Source organism: Ensifer sp. B1-9, assembly GCF_050474445.1.
Lineage (GTDB): Bacteria > Pseudomonadota > Alphaproteobacteria > Rhizobiales > Rhizobiaceae > Ensifer.
Genome location: NZ_JBCHVG010000001.1, coordinates 571,483 through 592,091, shown reverse-complemented (window position 1 = coordinate 592,091; position 20,609 = coordinate 571,483). Strand labels below are relative to the sequence as shown.

The 20,609-nt window shown below is 63.4% G+C and carries 19 protein-coding genes; 9 read left to right on the top strand and 10 right to left on the bottom strand.

The genetic code is table 11. The features are described from left to right. Positions 1-80: 80 nt before the first annotated feature. Entirely contained in the window at positions 81-1,538 is a 1,458-nt protein-coding gene (locus ACQ5BM_RS02970) for a cobyric acid synthase (protein WP_429807677.1), read from the bottom strand. Between the two features lie 250 nt (positions 1,539-1,788). Between ACQ5BM_RS02970 and ACQ5BM_RS02965 the strand changes: the two genes are divergently transcribed. The 5 genes from ACQ5BM_RS02965 to ACQ5BM_RS02945 all read left to right on the top strand — a co-directional run bounded on the left by ACQ5BM_RS02965 (position 1,789) and on the right by ACQ5BM_RS02945 (position 5,961). After that, on the top strand, positions 1,789-1,932 hold the full coding sequence (locus tag ACQ5BM_RS02965; RefSeq protein ID WP_429807542.1) for a hypothetical protein: 144 nt from the start codon (positions 1,789-1,791) through the stop codon (positions 1,930-1,932). A gap of 80 nt (positions 1,933-2,012) precedes the next feature. Continuing rightward, a complete protein-coding gene (locus ACQ5BM_RS02960) occupies positions 2,013-2,378 on the top strand; it encodes a hypothetical protein (RefSeq protein ID WP_429807540.1) in 366 nt (121 codons plus the stop codon). A 339-nt stretch (positions 2,379-2,717) separates the two neighbouring features. Further along, the gene (locus ACQ5BM_RS02955) at positions 2,718-3,716 is read left to right on the top strand and encodes an ABC transporter substrate-binding protein (protein ID WP_429807538.1); all 999 of its coding nucleotides are present in this window, start codon (positions 2,718-2,720) and stop codon (positions 3,714-3,716) included. A 294-nt stretch (positions 3,717-4,010) separates the two neighbouring features. After that, complete coding sequence (locus ACQ5BM_RS02950) at positions 4,011-4,922, top strand: ABC transporter permease (protein ID WP_429807535.1); 912 nt, start codon at positions 4,011-4,013, stop codon at positions 4,920-4,922. Further along, positions 4,915-5,961: a quaternary amine ABC transporter ATP-binding protein gene (locus ACQ5BM_RS02945; protein WP_429807533.1), complete on the top strand. Its 1,047-nt coding sequence runs from the start codon at positions 4,915-4,917 to the stop codon at positions 5,959-5,961. Before ACQ5BM_RS02950 ends, ACQ5BM_RS02945 begins: the two co-directional genes overlap by 8 nt. Before the next feature lie 225 nt (positions 5,962-6,186). On the opposite strand, the gene ACQ5BM_RS02940 is transcribed toward ACQ5BM_RS02945, so the two are convergent. Beyond that, a complete protein-coding gene (locus tag ACQ5BM_RS02940) occupies positions 6,187-7,059 on the bottom strand; it encodes a D-alanyl-D-alanine carboxypeptidase family protein (protein ID WP_429807531.1) in 873 nt (290 codons plus the stop codon). A gap of 360 nt (positions 7,060-7,419) precedes the next feature. Here ACQ5BM_RS02940 and ACQ5BM_RS02935 point away from each other — a divergent pair, with 360 nt between their 5' ends. Both ACQ5BM_RS02935 and bmt read left to right on the top strand, forming a co-directional pair. Then, positions 7,420-8,814: an O-antigen ligase family protein gene (locus ACQ5BM_RS02935; protein ID WP_429807528.1), complete on the top strand. Its 1,395-nt coding sequence runs from the start codon at positions 7,420-7,422 to the stop codon at positions 8,812-8,814. A 176-nt stretch (positions 8,815-8,990) separates the two neighbouring features. After that, positions 8,991-10,007, top strand: coding sequence for a betaine--homocysteine S-methyltransferase (gene bmt, locus ACQ5BM_RS02930; protein ID WP_429807526.1), 1,017 nt, complete (start codon positions 8,991-8,993; stop codon positions 10,005-10,007). Between the two features lie 203 nt (positions 10,008-10,210). On the opposite strand, the gene ACQ5BM_RS02925 is transcribed toward bmt, so the two are convergent. The 3 genes from ACQ5BM_RS02925 to ACQ5BM_RS02915 all read right to left on the bottom strand — a co-directional run bounded on the left by ACQ5BM_RS02925 (position 10,211) and on the right by ACQ5BM_RS02915 (position 14,235). Continuing rightward, positions 10,211-12,181, bottom strand: a complete 1,971-nt coding sequence (locus ACQ5BM_RS02925) for an acyltransferase family protein (protein WP_429807524.1) — start codon at positions 12,179-12,181, stop codon at positions 10,211-10,213. Positions 12,182-12,350: 169 nt separating this feature from the next. Further along, positions 12,351-13,496, bottom strand: a complete 1,146-nt coding sequence (locus ACQ5BM_RS02920) for an aminotransferase class I/II-fold pyridoxal phosphate-dependent enzyme (RefSeq protein ID WP_429807521.1) — start codon at positions 13,494-13,496, stop codon at positions 12,351-12,353. Positions 13,497-13,599: 103 nt separating this feature from the next. Beyond that, positions 13,600-14,235: a helix-turn-helix transcriptional regulator gene (locus tag ACQ5BM_RS02915; RefSeq protein ID WP_429807519.1), complete on the bottom strand. Its 636-nt coding sequence runs from the start codon at positions 14,233-14,235 to the stop codon at positions 13,600-13,602. 186 nt (positions 14,236-14,421) lie between these two features. On the opposite strand from ACQ5BM_RS02915, the gene ACQ5BM_RS02910 reads away from it, so the two are divergent. Then, positions 14,422-14,769, top strand: a complete 348-nt coding sequence (locus tag ACQ5BM_RS02910; RefSeq protein WP_429807516.1) for a hypothetical protein — start codon at positions 14,422-14,424, stop codon at positions 14,767-14,769. A 291-nt stretch (positions 14,770-15,060) separates the two neighbouring features. Here ACQ5BM_RS02910 and ACQ5BM_RS02905 read toward each other — a convergent pair whose 3' ends face one another. The 3 genes from ACQ5BM_RS02905 to ACQ5BM_RS02895 all read right to left on the bottom strand — a co-directional run bounded on the left by ACQ5BM_RS02905 (position 15,061) and on the right by ACQ5BM_RS02895 (position 18,517). Beyond that, positions 15,061-17,082 carry a vWA domain-containing protein gene (locus ACQ5BM_RS02905; RefSeq protein ID WP_429807513.1) on the bottom strand — a complete coding sequence of 674 codons (2,022 nt, stop codon included), beginning with the start codon at positions 17,080-17,082 and terminating at the stop codon, positions 15,061-15,063. A gap of 2 nt (positions 17,083-17,084) precedes the next feature. Beyond that, positions 17,085-17,612, bottom strand: a complete 528-nt coding sequence (locus tag ACQ5BM_RS02900; RefSeq protein WP_429807511.1) for an RNA polymerase sigma factor — start codon at positions 17,610-17,612, stop codon at positions 17,085-17,087. Positions 17,613-17,767: 155 nt separating this feature from the next. Beyond that, positions 17,768-18,517 (bottom strand): phosphodiester glycosidase family protein, encoded by a 750-nt coding sequence (locus ACQ5BM_RS02895; protein ID WP_429807508.1) that lies wholly within the window; start codon positions 18,515-18,517, stop codon positions 17,768-17,770. A gap of 153 nt (positions 18,518-18,670) precedes the next feature. On the opposite strand from ACQ5BM_RS02895, the gene ACQ5BM_RS02890 reads away from it, so the two are divergent. Continuing rightward, positions 18,671-19,057, top strand: coding sequence for a hypothetical protein (locus ACQ5BM_RS02890; protein ID WP_429807505.1), 387 nt, complete (start codon positions 18,671-18,673; stop codon positions 19,055-19,057). Between the two features lie 44 nt (positions 19,058-19,101). Here ACQ5BM_RS02890 and ACQ5BM_RS02885 read toward each other — a convergent pair whose 3' ends face one another. Together ACQ5BM_RS02885 and ACQ5BM_RS02880 are read right to left on the bottom strand one after the other, a co-directional pair. Then, the gene (locus ACQ5BM_RS02885) at positions 19,102-19,653 is read right to left on the bottom strand and encodes a hypothetical protein (protein WP_429807502.1); all 552 of its coding nucleotides are present in this window, start codon (positions 19,651-19,653) and stop codon (positions 19,102-19,104) included. Between the two features lie 181 nt (positions 19,654-19,834). Continuing rightward, positions 19,835-20,539: a ferredoxin gene (locus tag ACQ5BM_RS02880; RefSeq protein ID WP_429807499.1), complete on the bottom strand. Its 705-nt coding sequence runs from the start codon at positions 20,537-20,539 to the stop codon at positions 19,835-19,837. Positions 20,540-20,609: the final 70 nt, after the last annotated feature.

Sequence of the window (20,609 nt, the reverse complement as noted above, 5' to 3'; positions counted from 1 at the left end):
TGTGGCTTCCGCCGCTGCGCCGTCCACCCCAAGCAAGGCGCTTTACTGCCCGCTCGGCCCGACCGAGCCAAGGCGTCCGGTTAGCGTCCAAGCAACTCGTCCAGCCAGTGCCGATCGAGCACCGCCTCCAACTCGACCGCCACATCGTCCAGCGCCGCATCGACCGACTGGCGATAGTTGCTTGTGCCGCCTTCGATGCCGAAGCTCTTCAGGAGGGCTGCGCGATAGGCGTCGCTCGAAAACAGGCCGTGCAGATAGGTCCCCATCACCCGACCATCGGCCGAAAGCGCGCCGTCAGCGCGGTTATCGATGCGCACGGAAGGCCGGTCGCAATCCGCACCTTGCGTCTTGCCCAGGTGGATCTCGTAGCCCTCGAGCGCCACGTCGTGCTCCAGCGACCAGGCACGGCTGTTGCGCACGGTCTTTTCCGGCGCCATCTCGGTTTCGACGTCGAGCAACCCCAGGCCCTCGACCTCCCGCTCGCCGCCTTCGATGCCGTGCGGATCGGTCACGCGCCGGCCGAGCATCTGGTAGCCGCCGCAAATGCCGATGACCCGGCCGCCGCGGCGCACATGGCGTTCGAGGTCGCGGTCCCAGCCCTGCGCCCGGAAGTCGATGAGATCGCCGATCGTCGACTTCGACCCGGGAATGACGACGAGGCCGGCGTCGCCAGGGATCGGATGGCCCGGCCGCACGAAGACGAGATCGATCTCGGGTTCGGCCGAAAGCGGATCGAGATCGTCGAAATTGGCGATACGCGACAGCACCGGCACCGCAACCTTCAATGCCCGCCCCTCGCCACGCGCCAGTTTCTCCAGCACGACCGAATCTTCCGCCGGCAATCGTGCCGCCGCCTTGAGCCATGGTACGACGCCGAAGCAGGGCCAGCCGGTGAAGCGGTTCACGGCGGCAATGCCGTCGTCGAACAGCGTCACGTCGCCACGGAACTTGTTGATGAGATAGCCGGTCACCATACGCCGGTCTTCCTCCGGCAGGATCGCATGCGTGCCGACGAGCGAGGCGATCACGCCGCCGCGGTCGATATCACCGACGAGCACGACCGGCACGCCGGCGCGCGTCGCAAAGCCCATATTGGCGATGTCGCCGGCCCTGAGGTTGATTTCCGCCGGCGAACCCGCGCCTTCCACCACCACGAGATCGGCGCCGGCCGAAATCTGTTCGAAGCTCTCCATCACCGCGCCAAGCAGCTTGGGTTTGAGCGCCTGATACTCCCGCCCCTTGGCCTGGCCGGCCACCCTGCCCTGGACGACGATCTGGCTGCCGACGTCGGACTGTGGCTTCAGGAGCACCGGATTCATGTGCACGGACGACGGCACGCGGGCGGCCAGCGCCTGCAGCCATTGCGCGCGGCCAATCTCGCCGCCATCGTCGGAAACGGCGGCGTTGTTCGACATGTTCTGCGGCTTGAAAGGGCGGACCTTCAAGCCCCGGTTGGCAGCGAGCCGGCAGAGCCCCGCCACCAGTACCGATTTTCCGACATCCGAGCCGGTTCCCTGCAACATGATCCTGCGTGTCATGCGGCCATCGGTAACACTGAAACGCTCAACGGCAAAGGTCTGTTTCGACACGTTTTCGCCGCAATCGAGCCAGGGCGCTCACGCAATGTTTCGCGCCGTCGCAAGGCTTGTCGAAAGCGCCGCGACCGATAGCCAAAATGCGACATGGCATGGCGAGTTTGGCATTCATTTTTTTGCGGCGCACACCTATATCACCGCCAGCGCAACAAGCCCCGGAGGATAGGCCTCCGGCCTCTCAAGGTTCACGTCCATGCTGTACATTTTCAGCAAGCCCAATTTCGTCCAAATCGCCTGGAACTCCAAGGTTCCGAACAGCCAGTCGCGCGTGCGTAACCTCTTGGTCGACGCTCCCTTCGGCCCGCTCGGCGTCATCCGCACGTCGAACGTCGGCTGATCCCGCGACCGGGGCATTCTTCGCTCCTCGAACTCCCTCCCAGAGCAGCCTCGCACCGCCCCATCAGGGGCGGTTTTTTTATGGCGTCGCTGGTCCGGAAATGCGAAGGCCGCATCAACCTCGACAGAGGGATGCGGCCGCCAAAAAACACCTGGTCACTTCGGAGTAACGCACCGAAGGTTCGCTCGAAGCCCGGGACGCTCTACCTGATCCGGACCCGCGGCAGTTCCCCCGCCGCAGAAGAACAATTAGCTGGACATCGTTACCGGATGGTTATTGAGGATTTAATCAAAGATGAATTCCGGCCTTTTTTGATTTTTTTTCGCGACATGCACGACAATCTCCGTGGCGCAATCGCGATAGGAAAAGTCAGGATCTCGACAGGCTTCCCGATCGCGCGGCGCATAGCGCCTTCTTTTGCGGCAGGAATTGTCGCTATTGCTTAAATTCGGCCTTTCCCACGCCCATAAAACGCCCTTCGACCATGTCGCAGACAGAACGCGCGAGAAATGGCCGCGACCCGACCTTCCGATTGAAGAGGTTGATTTCTCAGCGAGAATACTTAGGCTTGGCTGGCGGTATAAGAGGAGATTGGCTGGCGACAGGGTTCCGCGGCCAGGGCTGAAAAAGAACTCCCACACCGTCCGCAGCAAGGGTGAACCTTGGCTTGTTTGATGCCGAACCTTCAGGCTGCACAGTTGCTCCGGGTGACGGAGGATGTCCACCATCCGCCGTGGATTCCCGTTTGGATATTGGCTGCAAAAAAGACTGGGAGGTCTTGCAACATGAAGAAACTCCTCGCTTCCACCATTCTCGCCGCGGGCCTCTATGCCCTGGCGGGTTCCGCGCAGGCCGCGGAATGCGGTGAAGTCAGCATTGCCGAAATGAACTGGGCCTCCGCCGGCGTCGCCGCCCAGGTGGACAAGTTCATTCTCGAAAACGGTTACGGCTGCACCGTGACGCTGGTCACCGGCGACACCATGCCGACCTTCGCCTCGATGAACGAAAAGGCGCAGCCCGACATGGCGCCGGAACTCTGGGTCAACGCCGTGCGCACTCCGCTCGACGCGGCGATCAAGGAAGGCCGGCTGATCGAGGCCGCAAAGATCCTCAGCGAAGGCGGCGTCGAAGGCTGGTGGATCCCGAAGTTCCTCGCCGACGCGCACCCGGACATCAAGACCGTACAGGACGCGCTGAAGCATCCCGAGCTCTTCCCGGCGCCGGAAGACCCGACGAAGGCCGCGGTGCACAATTGCCCGTCCGGCTGGAACTGCCAGGTTTCGACCGCCAATCTCTATAAGGCGCTGGATGCGGAAAAGGCCGGTTTCGTCCTGGTCGACACCGGTTCGGCCGCCGGCCTCGACGGCTCGATCGCCAACGCCTTCGAAAAGAAGACCGGCTGGCTCGGCTACTACTGGGCGCCGACCGCGATCCTCGGCAAATACGACATGACCCGCCTCTCCTTCGGCGTCGACCATGACAAGGCCGAATGGGACGCCTGCACGGCCGTTCCGGACTGCCCGGCCCCGAAGGTCAACTCCTACCCGGTCTCGGACGTCTTCACGGTCGTGACCAAGTCCTTCGCCGAAAAGGCCAGCGTCGCCATGGACTACGTCAAGGCGCGCAAGTGGGACAACGGCACCGTCAACAAGGTTCTCGCCTGGATGGACCAGAACCAGGGCACCAACGAGGATGCGGCCAAGCACTTCCTCGAGGAATTCCCTGACATGTGGACGCAGTGGGTGAGCCCGGAAGTGGCCGAGAAGGTCAAGGCGGCGCTCTGACACGCCATGACGGCAGGCGCGCCGTCGATGACGGCCGCCTTTCCGTTCCGGCATGATCCTGCGGAACGGAACAATGCAGCGCCCTTGCGGGTTCCGTTCGAGCGCGCGTCGTTCCGGAGGCGGCGAAGCATGACCGTCCGCGTCGCAAACAGTAAAGCGGGCGCCACATTTCGCTGACACAGTCTGAAAGCCGGGCCCAAAGAGGCCACTCGAAGTGTGCGCAGGAATCGACGCCAGTCGATGCCGAGACGCAGCCGGCTCGATAAAAGACTTCCGGCCAAGAAGGGGAAACATATGGCATCCATCTGCAGTGTCTTGCCAGCTTTGCTCTGCAAGTTCCCTGCCATTGACGACAGCACGATCCGCCTGGCACGCAAGACCGTCGACGACGGTTTCAAGAGCTTCGTCCGATCCTACGGAAACGCCATCGATACGGTGGTGCAACCGCTTCAATGGTTCCTGAATTATCTCGAAAGCCTGTTCGTCGGCTCGCCCTGGATCGTGATCCTGGCTGTCATGATCGCGATCGTCTATTTCGGCAGCCGCAACACCGCCGTCACCATCGGAACGGCGCTGTCGATGATCGTCATCGGCCTTGTCGGGCTTTGGAACGACACGATGATCACGCTGGCGATGGTCACGGTCTGCACGCTGATATCGATCCTGATCGGCATTCCGATCGGCATCCTCATGGCGCGGTCGGACCGGGTACAGGCCTTCGTCAATCCCGTCCTCGACGTCATGCAGACGATGCCGAGCTTCGTCTATCTGATCCCCGTCGTTATGGTTTTCGGCATCGGCAAGGTGCCGGGCCTGATCGCGGTCGTCATCTATGCCGTGCCGCCGATGATCCGGCTCACCAATCTCGGCATTCGCCTCGTCGACAAGGAAGTGCTGGAAGCGGCCGACGCCTTCGGCTCGTCTGGCTGGCAGAAACTGAAGAACGTGCAGATGCCGCTGGCTCTGCCGACCATCATGGCCGGCATCAACCAGACGATCATGATGTCGCTGGCGATGGTTGTCGTCGCTTCGATGATCGGCGTCGGCGGCCTCGGCAAGAACGTGCTGCAGGCCATCGCCAACCAGTTCTTCACCGTCGGCTTCCTCAACGGCTTTGCCCTCGTCGGTATCGCCATCATTTTCGACCGTACCAGCCAGGCCTTCGGCAAGCGGCTGCAAAAGCACTCGGAGGTTATCCATGGCTAGTCATGCAATCGAGGTGAAGAACCTCTACAAGATCTTCGGCCCCCGCGGCGGCGACTTCGTCGACGCCGTCAAGAAAGGCATGGGCAAGGCCGAGCTCAACGAGAAGCACGGCCACGTGCTGGGCCTGCAGGACATCAACATCTCCATGCCCGCCGGTGGCGTCATGGTGGTGATGGGGCTTTCCGGCTCCGGCAAGTCGACGCTGATTCGCCATATCAACCGGCTGATCGACCCGACCGCAGGCGAAGTGCTCTATGACGGCGTCGACGTCTGCAAGATGAACGACGCCGACCTCCGGCAATTTCGCCGCCACAAGACGGCGATGGTGTTCCAGAAGTTCGCGCTGCTGCCGCACCGCACCGTGCTCGACAACACGGTCTACGGCCTGGAAATCCAGGGCATCGAGCGCAAGGAAAGCGAGAAACGCGCCCGCGGCTGGATCGAGCGCGTCGGTCTCAAGGGCTTCGAGAACCACTATCCGAACCAGCTTTCGGGCGGCATGCAGCAGCGCGTCGGCCTCGCCCGCGCGCTCACCAACGATGCCGACATCCTGCTGATGGACGAAGCCTATTCGGCGCTCGATCCGCTGATCCGCGTCGATATGCAGACCGTGCTTCTCGATCTGCAGAAGGAGCTGAAGAAGACCGTGGTCTTCATCACCCACGACCTCGACGAGGCGCTGCGCCTCGGCGACAAGATCGCCATCCTGCGCGATGGCCGGGTGGTGCAGCAGGGCACGGGCCAGGAGATCGTGCTTTCGCCGGCCGACGACTACATCACCGCCTTCGTCAAGGAAGTGAACCGCGGCCGGGTGATCAACGTCGAAACGATCATGCGTCCGCTGTCCGGCAATGCCGATGGCGTGCCGCTTGAGGCCGGCACGGTGCTGGAAGCGGCAGCGCGCACGATGACCGCCGCCCGCGTCGCGAGCGCCCATGTCGTCGATACCAGTGGCCGTCCGATCGGCGCGCTCGACCTTTCCACGGTCATCGCCGCCATGGTCACGCCGACGAGCCATGAGGATCGCGCGGCGGCGTGAGATCATCCGCCTGCCGGCACCTTCTCCCCGTTCTGACGGGGAGAAGGGACTCGCGGCAATGCCGCATTCGCCGACGAGCAATGCCCATAAGAGGTTGGAAGTACCATTCAGAACGCCAACCCAAGGGCTGGCGGTTGCAGTCACCCTCGTCCCGCCTGCGGGGAAGGGTTAGCCCTCGGGTTAAACCCGAGGAGAGGGGCAAGCCTCACATCATCCGTTGAGAAATCAGTTCGTCGTTGTGGTCGCTGCCGTTGCCGCTGCCACCGGTTCGACGACGCTTGCGGCGCTCGCGTCCTGCTTCGGCGGCAGGAACTTGTCGAGCAGCGCGATCATGTCGTTGTCGCGCGATTGCGCCGTCTTGCCGCCCATGACGACGGCGACGAGGCGGGTGCCGCCGCGCTTGGCCGAGGTGACGAGATTGTAGCCGGACGCGTCCGTATAGCCGGTCTTGATGCCGTCGACGCCTTCATAACGCTTCATCACGTTGTTATGGCCGCGCAGCTTCATGCCGCGAAACTCGATCGTCTTGTTGGCGAAGAGCTGGAACTCCTCCGGAAAGTCGCGCATCAGCGCCAGACCCAGCGTCGCCATATCGCGCGCCGTCGTCACCTGGGCCGGGTCCGGCAGGCCGTTGGCATTCTTGAAGACTGTGCGGCTCATGCCGAGCGCCTTGGCCTTGCGGGTCATCATCTCGCCGAAGGCGGGCTCGTTGCCGGCAAGGGTCTCGCCTATGACGACGGCGGCATCATTGGCCGAAAGCACGACCATGCCCAAGACGGCTTCGCGCACGGTGATCTGCCGCCCGGCGCCGACCGCCAGCTTGAACGGCTCCAGGCCGTTGGCATGTTCCGACACCGTCAGTTTCTGGTCCCACTTGAGCGTGCCGTTCTTCAGCGCCTCGAAGGCGAGATAGATCGTCATCATCTTTGTCAGCGATGCCGGAAAGTTCAGTTCGTCCGCATTGTCGGCCTCGAGGATCGAGCCGGTCTCGGCATTGACGACAAAATGCGCCTGTCCGGCGGCAGCAAAGGAAACGCTGCCAAGCAGCAGGCTCACGGAGACCGCGGCAGACGCGACCATACGGATAAGGGACTGCATATCGTGTTTTCTCGTTTCGACGCTATCGAACGACCTCGGGACGAAAATCGTGATCGAATTATGGAAGGCATGCCGCAGAACACGGCAACGGCCGCGTTTTCCACGGCCGAGATATTCCCCACCTTTTTATGGGTCCCACCTTTTTACGGGTATGAAGACGGCGCGGCAAGCACCTGCGGCAATCGGCGCGCAAATATCGGATCTTCAAACGCCGGAGGCCCCAAGCGAGACGCGCACAGGTCCTTGGGCGTTTCACCGAGGTTTAACCTGATTGCGCCAAGGTGACGGCGGCCTCCCTGCCCGGCCAGCCCTGAACGGGCGGTGTCGGACTAGGAGCCGCAATCGACGATACCGCCCGCGTTGCGGCATCTGACCTTCACCCGTTTCGGCGCCGCCATGCACTCGAACTCAGCCACGGCAGACCACTCCACGACGCGCCAGCGGGTGCCGGCGGCCTTCGACGCCGGCTTGGCCGAGCTCGTCCAGGGTCTTGCCGCGCTGCTCTCGGGCCTTGGCCTGTTCCTCATCGTCTTCACGCTGATGCCCTTCCAGGGCGCGATCGAGACCGATCCGAACGCGGCCAACGAAGGCAACATCATCAACCAGGTCGGTTATCTGGTGCTCGGCGCGGTCTATCTTTTCGCCATGCTGCTTGCGGTCGACAGGCGGATATTGGCCCGCCTGGTCTCGCCAAGCTGGATCGCGATCTTCGCGGTCGCCTATCTTTCCTGCCTGCAATCCTACGATCCCGCCGCATCTGCCCGCGGCCTGACGCTGAGCCTGATCGCGATGATCATGGTGGCGGGCGTGCTGGTGTTGCCGCGCAGCGAACGGGATTTCGTCAATGCCGGCGCCAACGCCATTCTGCTCTTGATCCTGATCGACTATGCCGCGCTCTTCGTGGCGCCGGATCGCGCCATTCATTCGGCCTTCGGCGATGAACCCTGGCATGCGGGCTTCTGGCGCGGGCATCTGTTGCACAAGAACGTCTCGGCGCCGGTCTTTTCCATCCTCTGCATGTTCGGCATCTATTGCCTGCGCGCGGGCGCGCCGCTGCGCGGCTGGGCGATCACCCTGCTCGCGGCCAATTTCGTGCTGCATACGGGGTCAAAGACGACGATCGGCTTCCTGCCGATCGCAATCGGCCTCGTCTTTGCCGGCCGCGCGGTGCGCAGCCCCGGCCTGATGATCCTTGCCCACCTCGCCATGTCGGCCCTGGTCTTCGGCCTGACCCTCGGCAGTATCTATTCCGACACGCTGCTATCGCTCACCAAGGCGCTAATCGACGATTCGACCTTTACCGGCCGTGACGACATCTGGAAGTTCGCCAGCGCCAGCATCGCCGAGCGCCCCTGGCTCGGCCAGGGCTATGCAAGCTTCTGGCTGTCGCCGGTCATCATGGGCATGGAAGCGAATTTCGAGGCGAGCTGGGACGTGCGCGGCATCGTCACCGGCCACAACAGCTATCTCGACGCGGTGCTGATGTTCGGCGTGCCGGGCGGCATCCTCATGACGGCGTTCCTCTTCATCAAGCCGCTCTTCGATTATATGCGCGCCTATCGCCGCCCGCAGGCGCGCATCTTCGCCGATTTCTGCGTCATGGTGGTCATCTTCATGACCTATAACGCCATGCTCGAAAGCTTCTTCCTCAACCGCGCCGATCCGATGTGGCTCTTGACGGCGCTCGCCGTCTTCGGGCTTGGCCTTGCCGGCCGCATGAGCATGCGTGCGCAAGCGGCAACCTCCCAGCGCTGAACGCTTGCCAAGACATAAAGATATCTTTATATCTTACTGTTATTCGTTCCTAGCGGGACGAGGAAAGTGTGTGCGGTTTTCCGCCCGCGTCCCGCTCGGACTTACTAGAACCGATCACGTTTATGATCTTGGGTTGGCCCGACCCGACATCATCGTGATCTAGCCGGGAAAAACCGATGACCGCAGCATCCAATGTCCTCTCCGCTCTGCTTGCCGAAAAAGGCATTCTTCTCGCCGATGGCGCCACCGGCACCTCGCTTTTCGCCATGGGGCTCGAGGCCGGCGAAGCGCCGGAACTCTGGAACGAAACGAAGCCGGAGAACATTACCAAGCTGCACCAGGACTTCGTCGACGCCGGCGCCGACATCATCCTCACCAACACCTTCGGCGGCACCCGCCATCGCCTGAAACTGCACCAGGCGGACGACCGCGTGCATGCGCTGAACAAGCGCGCCGCCGAGATCGCCCGCGCCGTTGCCGACAAGGCACCGCGCAAGGTCATCACCGCCGGCTCCGTCGGTCCGACCGGCGAACTGCTGATCCCGCTCGGCGCGCTTTCCTATGAGGATGCCGTTTCAGCGTTCGTCGAGCAGATCGAGGGCCTGAAGGCCGGTGGCGCCGAAGTCGCCTGGATCGAGACCATGTCCTCGCCGGACGAAATCCGCGCCGCCGCGGAAGCGGCCGCCAAGGTCGGCCTCCCCTACGTCTACACCGGCTCCTTCGATACCGCCGGCAAGACGATGATGGGCCTGCATCCCAAGGATATCCACGGTGTCGCCAGCGATCTCGGCAACGGCCCCATCGCCGTTGGCGCCAATTGCGGCGTCGGCGCTTCCGACATCCTTTCCTCGCTGCTCGACATGACGGAAGCCGCCCCCGAGGCGACCGTCATCGTCAAGGGCAATTGCGGCATTCCGGAATTCCGCGGCTCCGAGATTCACTATTCCGGCACGCCGCCGCTGATGGCCGAATATGTGCGCCTGGCGGCCGATGCCGGCGCCAGGATCATCGGCGGCTGCTGCGGCACCACCTGCGGGCACCTCGCGGCCATGCGCGTCGCACTCGACGAGCATGTGCGCCGCGAACGCCCGACGCTGGATCTGATCATCGAAAAGATCGGCCCCTTGCGCAACAAGACCGCCAACGAAACGGCCGCCGCGCCGAGCCGCGAGCGCCGCAGCCGCCGCGCCTGACCTACAGCGCCGCGCGTCTTATCCGACGCGCGAAGGTCGCTGTAGCACTTAGAATTGCTGCATGTTTTTGTCCTTTAATCGGCTACGATTAAAGGAAACATGCAGTAGCAAGGCAGATCAACCAGCAAACGCCCCGGCATCGCATGATCCGGGGCGTTTGCTTTTTGGGGTCGGTGGATAGCGCTTGGCGACGGTGCGCGCCGTCAGAGGCGGGCGCTGTCGAAGGCCGGCGGGCCGACCGGCCGACGCCACGAAAAAGCATCGCTTTCCGCCGCAGCGACGAAGGAACGGTAGAAGTCGAAGGCGCGCCCCATCTGGCGAGAGCCTTGCTCTGAGAAATGCCCGAAGTCCTCGAAGAGCGGCACGCCCTTGTCCTCGACCTTGCAGCTATGCGCATCGCAGAGATAGCTCATGAAACTGACGACCGGATATTCGTCGGCGATATCGGCGACGACCTTCAGCACGTCCCGGTCATATTTGCGCACGTCCTTCAGCGCCGGCTCGCAGCGTTGATCCGGTTGGCCGAGCAGCCGGGTCCTGGCAATGCAGAGCCCCGTATCGCGCCCGTCATGCGGTGTCGGTGCCACGAAGACAGCTTCGAAGCCATTGGCTTTCAGCCAGGCGAGCGTCTCTCGCATGCCCTCGCTGAGGACGCTGGTTCCCGACGGCACCTCCTTGTGGCCGTCGACGAGCACGGTCTTCTCCTGCAGATACTGGCTGAGCTGCGAGGAGAGAACGACATAGCGGATCGAGCGGTTGGCGAGCAGGAAGCGGCGGACATCGTCGTTGTAACGCACGCAATCCCGCGGCCAGTTGCGGCCGAGCCGGGGAACGACCGGCGCCATTTTGAGGAAGGGGCCGCAATTGTTCTTGGCAAGCTGCACCAGCCGCACGTCCGGCTTCGAGGCGATGACGCCGTCGACGAGGTGGCGGGCAAAGGAATCTCCCCAGACCGCGACCTCGGGCTTCGGGCTGGTGGCGCATCTGAGATCGGCGACGGCATCGCATTTCTTGCCAAGGCCGACACTCGGCCGCGTCAACTCCGCGAGCGCGCGGTTCCTGGCAACCAGTCCGTCAGAGCCATCGAAGCCGAAGCCGAGTGCGATCGCCGCCGACCCGGCCGCAAGCGTCGCGCCGAAGACGGCGGCGCGCCCGAAGCGCTTGGGTTTGCGGAACGGCTGCTCGACGAAGCGCCAGCTAAGATAGGCCAGCGCGAAGCACAGCACGATCAGCAGCACATAACCGCCGGCCGGGATGCCGTCGATCGCCCTCAGTCGCGCAAAAGCAAAGACCGGCTGGTGCCAGAGATAGAGGCTGTAGCTGATGAGGCCGATCGCCACCAGCGGCTTCAGCGACAGCAACCGGCCGACGGCGGTATCGCCGCGGGCAAAGGCAAGGACGAGCGCCGTGCCGAGCACCACGGGCACCGTCGTCCAGCCGGGAAAGAAGGCGGATTGCGGAACGAAGAGATAGCTCGCGACGATCGCCGCCAGGCCAAGCGCCGAAAGCACTTCGCGGCGCCTCTTTGCCAGATCGAGCCTCTCGGCGCTGACAAGCGCCAGGGCCGCACCCACGCCGAGCTCCCAGAAACGGCTGGGCAGGAGATAGAAATTGGCGGCCGGATCGGCGCGTGCCAGAAGCTGCGTCATGGCGAAACTCAAGGCCACGAGAGCCAGCACGATCTTCAGGGCTGTTGCCGCCGACGCGCGGCGCAGGCCAAGCAGGAGCAGCGGAAAGACGAGATAGAACTGCTCCTCGACCGCCAGAGACCAGGTATGCAGAAGCGGCATCAGCTCGGTGCTCGGCGCGAAATAGCCCGTCTGCCCCCAGAACAGGAAATTCGAGGCGAAGAAATTCACCGCATAGAGGCTCTTGCCGAAATTGTTGAGCTCCTCCGGCAGCATCCACATCAGTGCGAACGGAATAGAGACGGCGCAAACCAGCAGCAGCGCGGGCGCGATGCGGCGGGCTCGCCGCTCGTAGAAGCGGACGACGCTGAAGCTGCCGTCGCGGATTTCGCAGTGAATGATCGAGGTGATCAGAAAGCCGCTGATGACGAAGAAGACGTCGACGCCGGCAAAACCACCGGCAACGAGGCCGAAACCGGCATGGAACAGGAGAACTGGAACCACGGCGAGCGCGCGCAGTCCATCGATTTCGGGTCTATATCGCATCAACAGGGGAGTACATCCGATGGCAGCAGCCGCTCGTTAACTTGACCCTAACGGCAGGGCCATTGCCACCGGTTTATATCCACATTCGCGCAATTTCGGGGCACCGCCGCCAACCGGCGCCACGGCGGCTGCATGCCGCCGCGGAGATATCCGTCCGCCTGCTGCGGCGTCAGGCCGATGCCCGGAGCCCGGCGATATGCCGACGCCAGGCATCGAGCCCGATCTCGATATCCTTGCGGCCGAAGCCGACGCGGAAGCGATCGGTCGCGACCGGGAGGAGATCCGAAACGAAGAGGCTCGACGGCAGCAGCAAAACGCCCGCTTCCTCCACGAGCCGCCGGCAATGGGTCTCGACGCCGTCGGCGCCGAGATAGCGGGCAAAACCGACGCAGCCGCCATCCGGTGCCCGCCATTCATAGAGATCCGGGAACTCGGCGAAGAAGGCCGAGAGCTTGTCCAAATTGCTGGCGACCAGCGCCCGGTTGCGGTCGAGGATCGTCGCACGCGCCTTGAGCGCGATCGTTGCGAGCACTTCCGACGGACGCGAATTGCAGATCGACAGGTAGTGCTTCATCTTCTCCATGCGCTCCAGCAAGGCGTGATCGCGGCAGGCGATCCAGCCGATGCGCAGGCCCGGAAGCCCATAGGCCTTGGACATGACATTCAGCGAAATGCCGCGTTCGAAGAGTTCTGCCGCCTGCGGCAGGCGCAGCGCGGGATCGCGCTCGAGGCCGCGATAGACCTCGTCGCTGAAGAGATGGATGCCGCGCTCGGCGCAGAGGCTCGCCAGCGCCCGGAACGTTTCCTGGTCGGCGATGGCGCCGGTCGGGTTGTTGGGGAAATTGACACAGATCAGCCGGGTGTTGGGACGCAAGGCCGCGCGCACATCGGCGATATCGAGCCGCCAGTTGTTTTCCGGCCGGAGCGGAACACCGGTGACGGCGCCGGCGATCGTTACCGGCAGAGTTTCCATCGACTGGTAGTTGGGCACCGTCACGATCGCATGGTCATCCGGCCCGAGCAGCGCCAGCATGGCGCAATACAGCCCCTCCTCCGCGCCGGCGAAGCAGAGGATGTCGGCGGCCGAAAGGCCCTCATAGGTGGCGGCGATCGCCGCCCGGAGCGCTGGTGCGCCATAGGTCTCGGTATAGCCGAGCGCGATGTTTTCCCAGGCGGCGCGATCCTCGTCGTCCGCAAGCGCCAGCAGGTCGCGCATGCTCATCGTCTGGCTGTCGCTCGCGGTCATGTGGTGGCGCGCATTGAATTCCCAGCGGGAGAAATGGGTTTCGAGCCGGAAATCGGGCAAGGTCGTCATGGAAATCTCCTCCTCTCGCGGCTGAGGCGCCCGCGAACGGTTATGGGTCAGGCAAGTCCGGAGAGCCACAAAGCGGTCTCCGTCCGGAATGCATGCGTTTCAATCAGGGTGCCTCGCCGCGTGCTGCAGCGAGGTAATTGTAGATCGAGGCGCGCGAGGCGCCGATGAGGCTTGCAAGATGGTCGACGGCATTGCGCGTCTGGAACAGTCCGCGTTCTTCGAGCGCCGCCACCAGCGCGACGCGATCGCTGCGCTTCAAGGCGGAGAGCGCCAGCCCCCGCTCCTTCAGCCAGCCATGCAGCGTCGCATTGATCTCCTCGCGCCAGTCCCGCGAAAACAACGCCTGCGGCCTTGGCTGCTCGGCGCCGGCGAAGGCCGAAAGCAGCTTCACCGCCGTATCGATCATCGACATGTCCAAATTGATGCAGAGCAGGCCGACCGCTTCGCCCGTCCCGTCCCGCAGCACGGCGGAGATCGACTTGAAGCGCCGGCCATCCGCGCCGGTCTTTTCATAGGGGCCGAGCACGGCGTCGGCGCTGCCGACCGCGGTAAACTCTTCCTCGATCAGAGAATCTTCGCCGACCGCGCGCCCGGAAAAACAGTTCCAGATTCCGGCGATCGTTCCGGTCGTCAGATCATGCAACACGACCTCTCCATGCGGATAGAGCAAGGCGCTGATCGCAGCCGCCGTTGGCGCATGCGTGGCGAGGGTGGAGGTGAAAGCGGGTGCAATGGTCATGCGCCGCTTATTGCTGGATTTGGATTTATTGTCAACATTAGACAAATTGTTCATGTCCAGCATATGCGTCACAGCTTGCGCACCGATGGCCGCTGTCCTATCCCCGATGACAAAGAGATTCGTTCAGCGACCGGTGCGCCCCAGAGAACGCGCCGCGGTCGGAAACGCAGACGGGGTGACACTGACATGAACGCCGGCCCAGCCTCCTTTCCCGACCGCGACTCCGTTGCCGAAAAGCTTGGGGCATTCGGCGAAGCGGACCAGTCCTTCCTGCGCCTGCTGATGGAAAACCCGGAGCAGGACGAGCGCCTGATGGATGGCCTCTACCGTCACCTCGACCTTGCCTCCGAGGCCAGGTTTCTCAACTCGCTGAAACTGGAAAAGCTCGGCCAGTGGCTGGGCAGCGAAGCGCCGGCGCGCCTGCAAATGCGCCTGACGGAGGCCGGCCGCTCCAGCCAGCATGCCGCCTATCAGGCCTTCAAGGCGGGTCTTTCGAAGTCCGGCGGACTGGAGCGCGCCTTTCCGAAGGTTTGACGCAGGGGCGCACGTGATCGCCCAATCAATCTGACTTGATGACGGAAAGGGTGGTTGCCCCTCTACTCGCGCAGCCTGACAAATGCCCCTCACTGTCCTGCCGGACATCTCTTCCCGCAAGCGGGGAGAGAGCCGCTGGGCGCACCGTCCAGCGCCAAACCTTAGGCATCATTCAATCTCAGCCTTCGCGATGGGCAAAACCGCCACCACTTGGTCCCTTCTCCCCGCGCAGCGGGGAGAAGGTGCCGGCAGGCGGATGAGGGGCAAATCCGCATGCACCAAATTCCGCCCTCAGTTCCTGGATCCGCCGAGCCCCTTCGCCAGCCGCACGAGGTTGACGAACTCGCCGCGATAGCCGAACGGATCGGCGCCCTTTGAAGCGGCGGCAAGGTCGATGATCGAGTCGTAGGAATAGTCGGCCAGCGCCGTCATGCCTGAGAGCTTCTGCCCAAAGGCCGCAACCGCGACGGAGAAGCGGACATCGTTCGGCGCCTCGACGAGCGACGGCACCGCATTGGCCTCGGTCACCGGCGTAGTGATCAACTCGCTCGCATCGCCATCCGGCTTCTTGTAGCGGATCTTCAGGAAGGCGAGTTCGCCGCCATGCGGGCTTGCTTCTGCCGCCGGTTTATCGGCCGTCGCATAGCGCAGGTCGTCGTTCAGCACCGCGGGGCTGCCCTTCGGCGTCACCTCGTAGATCGCGGTGACGCTGTGGCCGGAGCCGATGTCGCCGGCATCCACCTTGTCGTTGTTGAAGTCTTCACGCTTGAGGGCGCGCGTCTCGTAACCGATCAGCCGGTATTCGGCGATCGCCGCCGGGTTGAACTCCACCTGCAGCTTGACGTCCTTGGCGATCGGGAAAAGCGACGAGCCCGCCTCCTCCACCAGCGTCTTCTGCGCTTCCGCCAGCGTATCGATATAGGCGGCGGTGCCATTGCCGTTCTGGGCGATCGTCTGCATCAGCGTGTCGTTGTAGTTGCCGCGGCCGAAGCCGAGCACCGAAAGGAAGATGCCGCTCCTGCGCTTCTCCTCGATCAGCCGCTTCAGGTCCTCGTCGCTCGACGGGCCGACGTTGAAGTCGCCATCGGTCGCCAGCATGACGCGGTTGACCCCGCCCTTGACGAAAGCCTTCTCGGCAAGAGCGTAGGCAGCATCGATGCCTTCGGCACCGGCGGTCGAGCCGCCGGGCTGCAAGGTGTCGATGGCTGCAAGGATCTTCGCCTTGTCCTTGACCGCAGTCGGCTCCAGCACCGTTCCGGCATTGCCGGCATAGGTGACGATCGAGACCGTATCCTCGGGCTTCAACTTTTCGACGAGCAGCCGGAAGGCGCCCTTCAACAGCGGCAGCTTGTCCGGCTCGTCCATGGAGCCGGAAACGTCGATCAGGAAGACGAGGTTTGCCTTCGGCGCCTCTGCCGGCACAATGTCATAGCCCTTGATCGCCACATGCATCAGCCGCGTGCCGCCGTTCCAAGGTGTCGGCGTTACCGTCACCGTCGCCTTAAAGGGTTCGGCAGCGGTTGCGGGCCGCGGCCAGTCATAGGGGAAGTAGTTGACCATCTCCTCGACGCGCACGGCATCGCGCTCCGGCATCTGTCCTTCCATCAGCGAGCGGCGCACGAAGGCATAGGATGCGGTGTCGACGTCGATCGAGAAAGTCGAGACCGGATCGGTGGCAACGCTCTTCACCGGATTGCTTTCGGCCTTGCCGAAGCGCTCGCGGTTTTCCTCAGGCGCGGCGAGCATTTCGTCCTGGACGGCGGGTGCAGGCAGATAGGTCATCTGCGGTTGCACGGCATCGACGGCAGAGAGCGCGGCAGCACTGTCGCTCGCCATGCTGTTTGCGAGCGCGTCGGCTTCCGCGGACGCTGCTGCTTCGCGCTCGGTCTGTACGGCGGCCGGCGCCTCCACGGTTTTCGCTTCCTGTTGGCGCGCGAGTTCGGCGGCCGCTTTCTTCGCAGCCACCTGCGGTTCCGCCCCCTGCTTCGGCTTTTCCTTCAGCGCAATCTCCTGCGCGCTCTCGCCGAAGGGCGCACCGTTGCGCGTCAGTTCGAGCGTCAGAAAGGCTGCGGCTGGCACGACGAGAAGGGTTGCCAGTGCCGATCCGGCAAGCAGTTTCCGGTTCATGATGGGGCTCCATATCCGGTTGAAGATGGAGCTTTGACGAACCGGTCGGACCGATCCTTGGGTGGAGGTCGCATTTTCTTGCTGCTCATCGAAGGCCTGCATGGCGGCAGCGAGCGCGCGGGCGCGCGCTTGCCGAGAAGCCTTCGGCGGATTGAGCCCGCCAAGCTTTTCGAAATCGTCGCTCATGGTCACACTGCCTCCTTGCCGAGCAATGTCTTGAGGCGCTTGCGCGCCTCGTGCACATGCCAGGATATGGTTGCCTCGGAGCAGCCGAGCACGTCCGCCGCAGCCGCGTGGCTCAGCCCTTCGGCATAGACGAGCAACACCGCGTCGCACTGCTTTTCAGGCAGTTCCCGCACCGCCGCCCAGAGCGCCTCGCGCTGCTCCTCGTCAGGGTTTTCGGGCTCAGCCGTCGTCGCCTGCTCGCTGGCATAGGCCTGCATGCGCCGGTCGTCGCGCGCCTGCCGTCTCTTGTGGTCGCGCGCGGCATTCAGCGTCAGCGTATAGAGCCAGGTGCGAAACCGGCTGGTGCCGCGAAAGCCGCGGATCGCGCTGCCGAGACGCAGGCACACCTCCTGGGCGATATCCTCCGCATCCGAGACATTGCCGGACCAGCGCCAGGCGACCGCATGGACAAAATCATAGTGCCGCTCGACAAGCTGGCCAAAGGCCCGCCGGTCTCCGTTCACCGCCTTTTCGACGAGTTCAGCGTCCAAATCCGTGCCCGCCCTCACCTCATTTGAACCTTAGACGTTGCAGGCAAACCATTCCTTGGGTGGAAGAGAAAATTTTTTGGCGGGATCAGGAACAGCGCGTGCGGTTATCCGCCCGCATCCCGCACCAAAAGCCTGCATCCCATACCAAAAGAACGTCAGCGTGGAAATTTCCCGACGACGGCGATCATCGGCCCCAGCGGAAACAGCCGGTCATGGCGGTTGATCTCCGGCGCATAGACGCTGGAAATCGTGCCGTCGAGAAACAGTGCATTGGGGCAATCGAGAGCATCGCGGAAGAGCGTCGCGAAATCGTGGAACCGCACCGGGCGTTTCGAGACGACGAAGACCACCTCCCCCTTGGCCGTCACGCCGACGCCGTTGCGGGTCTTGAAGCTGGTGCTATCGGGCAGGAAACGCGGATGCAGCTTGCCGTCGATCACCAGCATCGGTCCGGATTGCGTGGCGAAACGTGGGGCGATCGCGGCGTCGCGATAGGCATCCGCCGCCATCACCCCCGCCTTGCCGTCACCGACATAGAACACCCCGTTCGGCAGCAGGTGGAAATTGCCCCAGCCGGTATTGGTGTTGAGCGGCGCCTGCTCGCGCCCCTCCTCGATGTGGAGGCCGACCGGCGACAGATCCTCGTGATACATGCCGCCATTCATGGCGAAGGCCATGTATTCGTCACGGTGACGCAGTTCGAGCGACAGCGCACGGAAGGAGCGGAAGGGCACGCCCGCCTGGTCCTTGTTGTAGAGACGGATATCACTTGTCGCCGGATCGAAGCTGCAGGCGACGTAATCCTGCCCAAGATGGCTGACGTCGCGGCAGGCGCCGAGCGCAGGCCCGGCAAGACCGGCGGAGAGAACGGCGCCGATGAGAAAAGGTTTGGGAAAAAGCGGCATGGCAAAAGGTCCAATCGAATCAGCCGTCAAGCATGACTGAGATTGCGGCGGTTCTGGCGCAGGATCGAAGAGAGCTGCCGCAATCCACTCTGAGGACAACGCCGCTCGAATCGTGTCAATTGGGCCGATCAACACCAGTCTTGTAGGTCCACGATGAAGTTCACCAGCTTTGCACGCGCAGCGCTCTGCGCAATTGTCGCGGGCTCCGCCTCGGTCGCAGCGGCTGAAGAGGTCAGTACAGTGGCGACTGACGAAGTGGTCATTCCTGCGAAATGCTTACTCCAGATCAAGGGCGTCAAATACATTACAGGGAGATGCGATTTCCGCCCGACCGGTGAGGGAGACTTCGTGCTCCAAGGCCGGGATTATTTCACCTACGTCTTTGTTTCGACCCAGGATGCCCCGAACATGGCCGAGGCCCATTGGAACGGGCGCCCAAGTTCCACGCATGCCCATAGTCCGCTCGGCAAATTGACGCGCGATGGCGCGTGCTGGGTCAGTGAAACCGCCAAGATATGCGCCTGGAAGCTCGACAAATAATCCGGCCAAACGCCCGCGCCACCTGGGCTGAAGACGCGGGAGGATCAACCGCCGACGGCAATCCCCATGGCCATGACGAGGCCGAAGCATCCGGCGGCGGCCGCCAGCCCGAAGATCACGCACAGGCAGGCAAGCCCGCCGACGCCCATCAGCACGTAGGAGCCGGGGTCGCGGTTGAGCACGTCCTGCGACAGGGAAAGCAAGAGCCGCTTTTCTCTGAGCGTCGTGGCAAGCTTGACCGCATGGCGTTTCGCCTCCTTCTGCACCTCGCTGAAATTGTTGCCGATCGCCAGGAAGGTGAAGAACAGGCCAAGGGCGCTGACGGTCAACGCGATCTTGCGGAGAATGTCGATCGCATCAGGAAGAAGGTCACCGCCGAGGACAGAACGGTCGACCAGCGCATCGAAGCCCGCGACGCAGGCGGCGATGACGGCCGCGTGGCCGGCGCCGATCGCCAGCAGGCGCTTCATGGCATCCTCGAGGATCTGGCTGTTTGCGGCGTGGATACTGTCGAGACGGGAAATCTGCGCTTCCACTTCCTCGCGCGAGAGGTGCGGAGGATAGTTGCTCACGGATACGACTGGGCTGCCTCTCATACGATGGACTCCAACGCCACGCCGTCCAAATCGGTGTAAATTCGATAATATTATCTTTCCAAGACATCTCCAATTTTAGTCATTTTGGAGATTTCCACCATCTTTGCGGGCAAAGACGGCAATGCGGTCGCGTCTCATGAGCGAAATCGAGACGCCGGCGGAAACCGCATATGGTTTCCGTTCAAAGCTCGAGCGCCGCCATATGGAAACGGAGCTGCTCCAGTGGATAGCGATAGGCGCGCCCGACAGGACAGGCATCGCGCGAAAGGCAGCCGGCGGAGAGGCAGCCCGCCCTGCCCGCCTCGCTGCGCAGATGCCCACGACAGAGGCCGACATCGAAGCGCTCATCGGCAAGCGCATCTGCCGGACAGGCCGAGATGCAGGGCTTCTCAACGCAGCGATCGCACGGGTGCGCCTCCGTGCGCTCGCCCGTGTCGCTCAGTGCCATTTCGAACCCGAGCGCGCCGCGATAGCCGTGCCAGAGCCCGTAGCGCGGATGGATGAGGATGCCGAGCGGCGACGCCTTCAGGCCCTCCGCCCGCATCGCCCATTGCTGAAACGGCTGCCAGGGCGGATCCGACGGGAAATAGGCGCTCGCCCCGCACGCGTCGGCGATCGGCCCGATCACCGCCTTCGACCAGGTGTCGAGCGGATCGGCACCGCCGCGATCCGGCAAGCCATCCCGCCAGGCGCTGAAGGGTTGCCAGAGCGAGCCGCCGATATTGCCGATCAGCAGCACGCTTGCCGCCCGCCGCCCATCGGAAAGCAGCGGCGCTGCCTCTGCGGAGGAGAAGTTCACCGTTCCGCGCAAAAAAAGTCCGTGCGGCGCCAGCGCCGCACGGACCATCTCGATAAGCTTGTCCGCTGTCGCGGAAGGCGCCGTCATTTCGGTTTCGGCCCCTGGTGTTCGTAATGCGGGCGCCAGACCTCCTTCTGGATCATGTCGGCCACTTGCG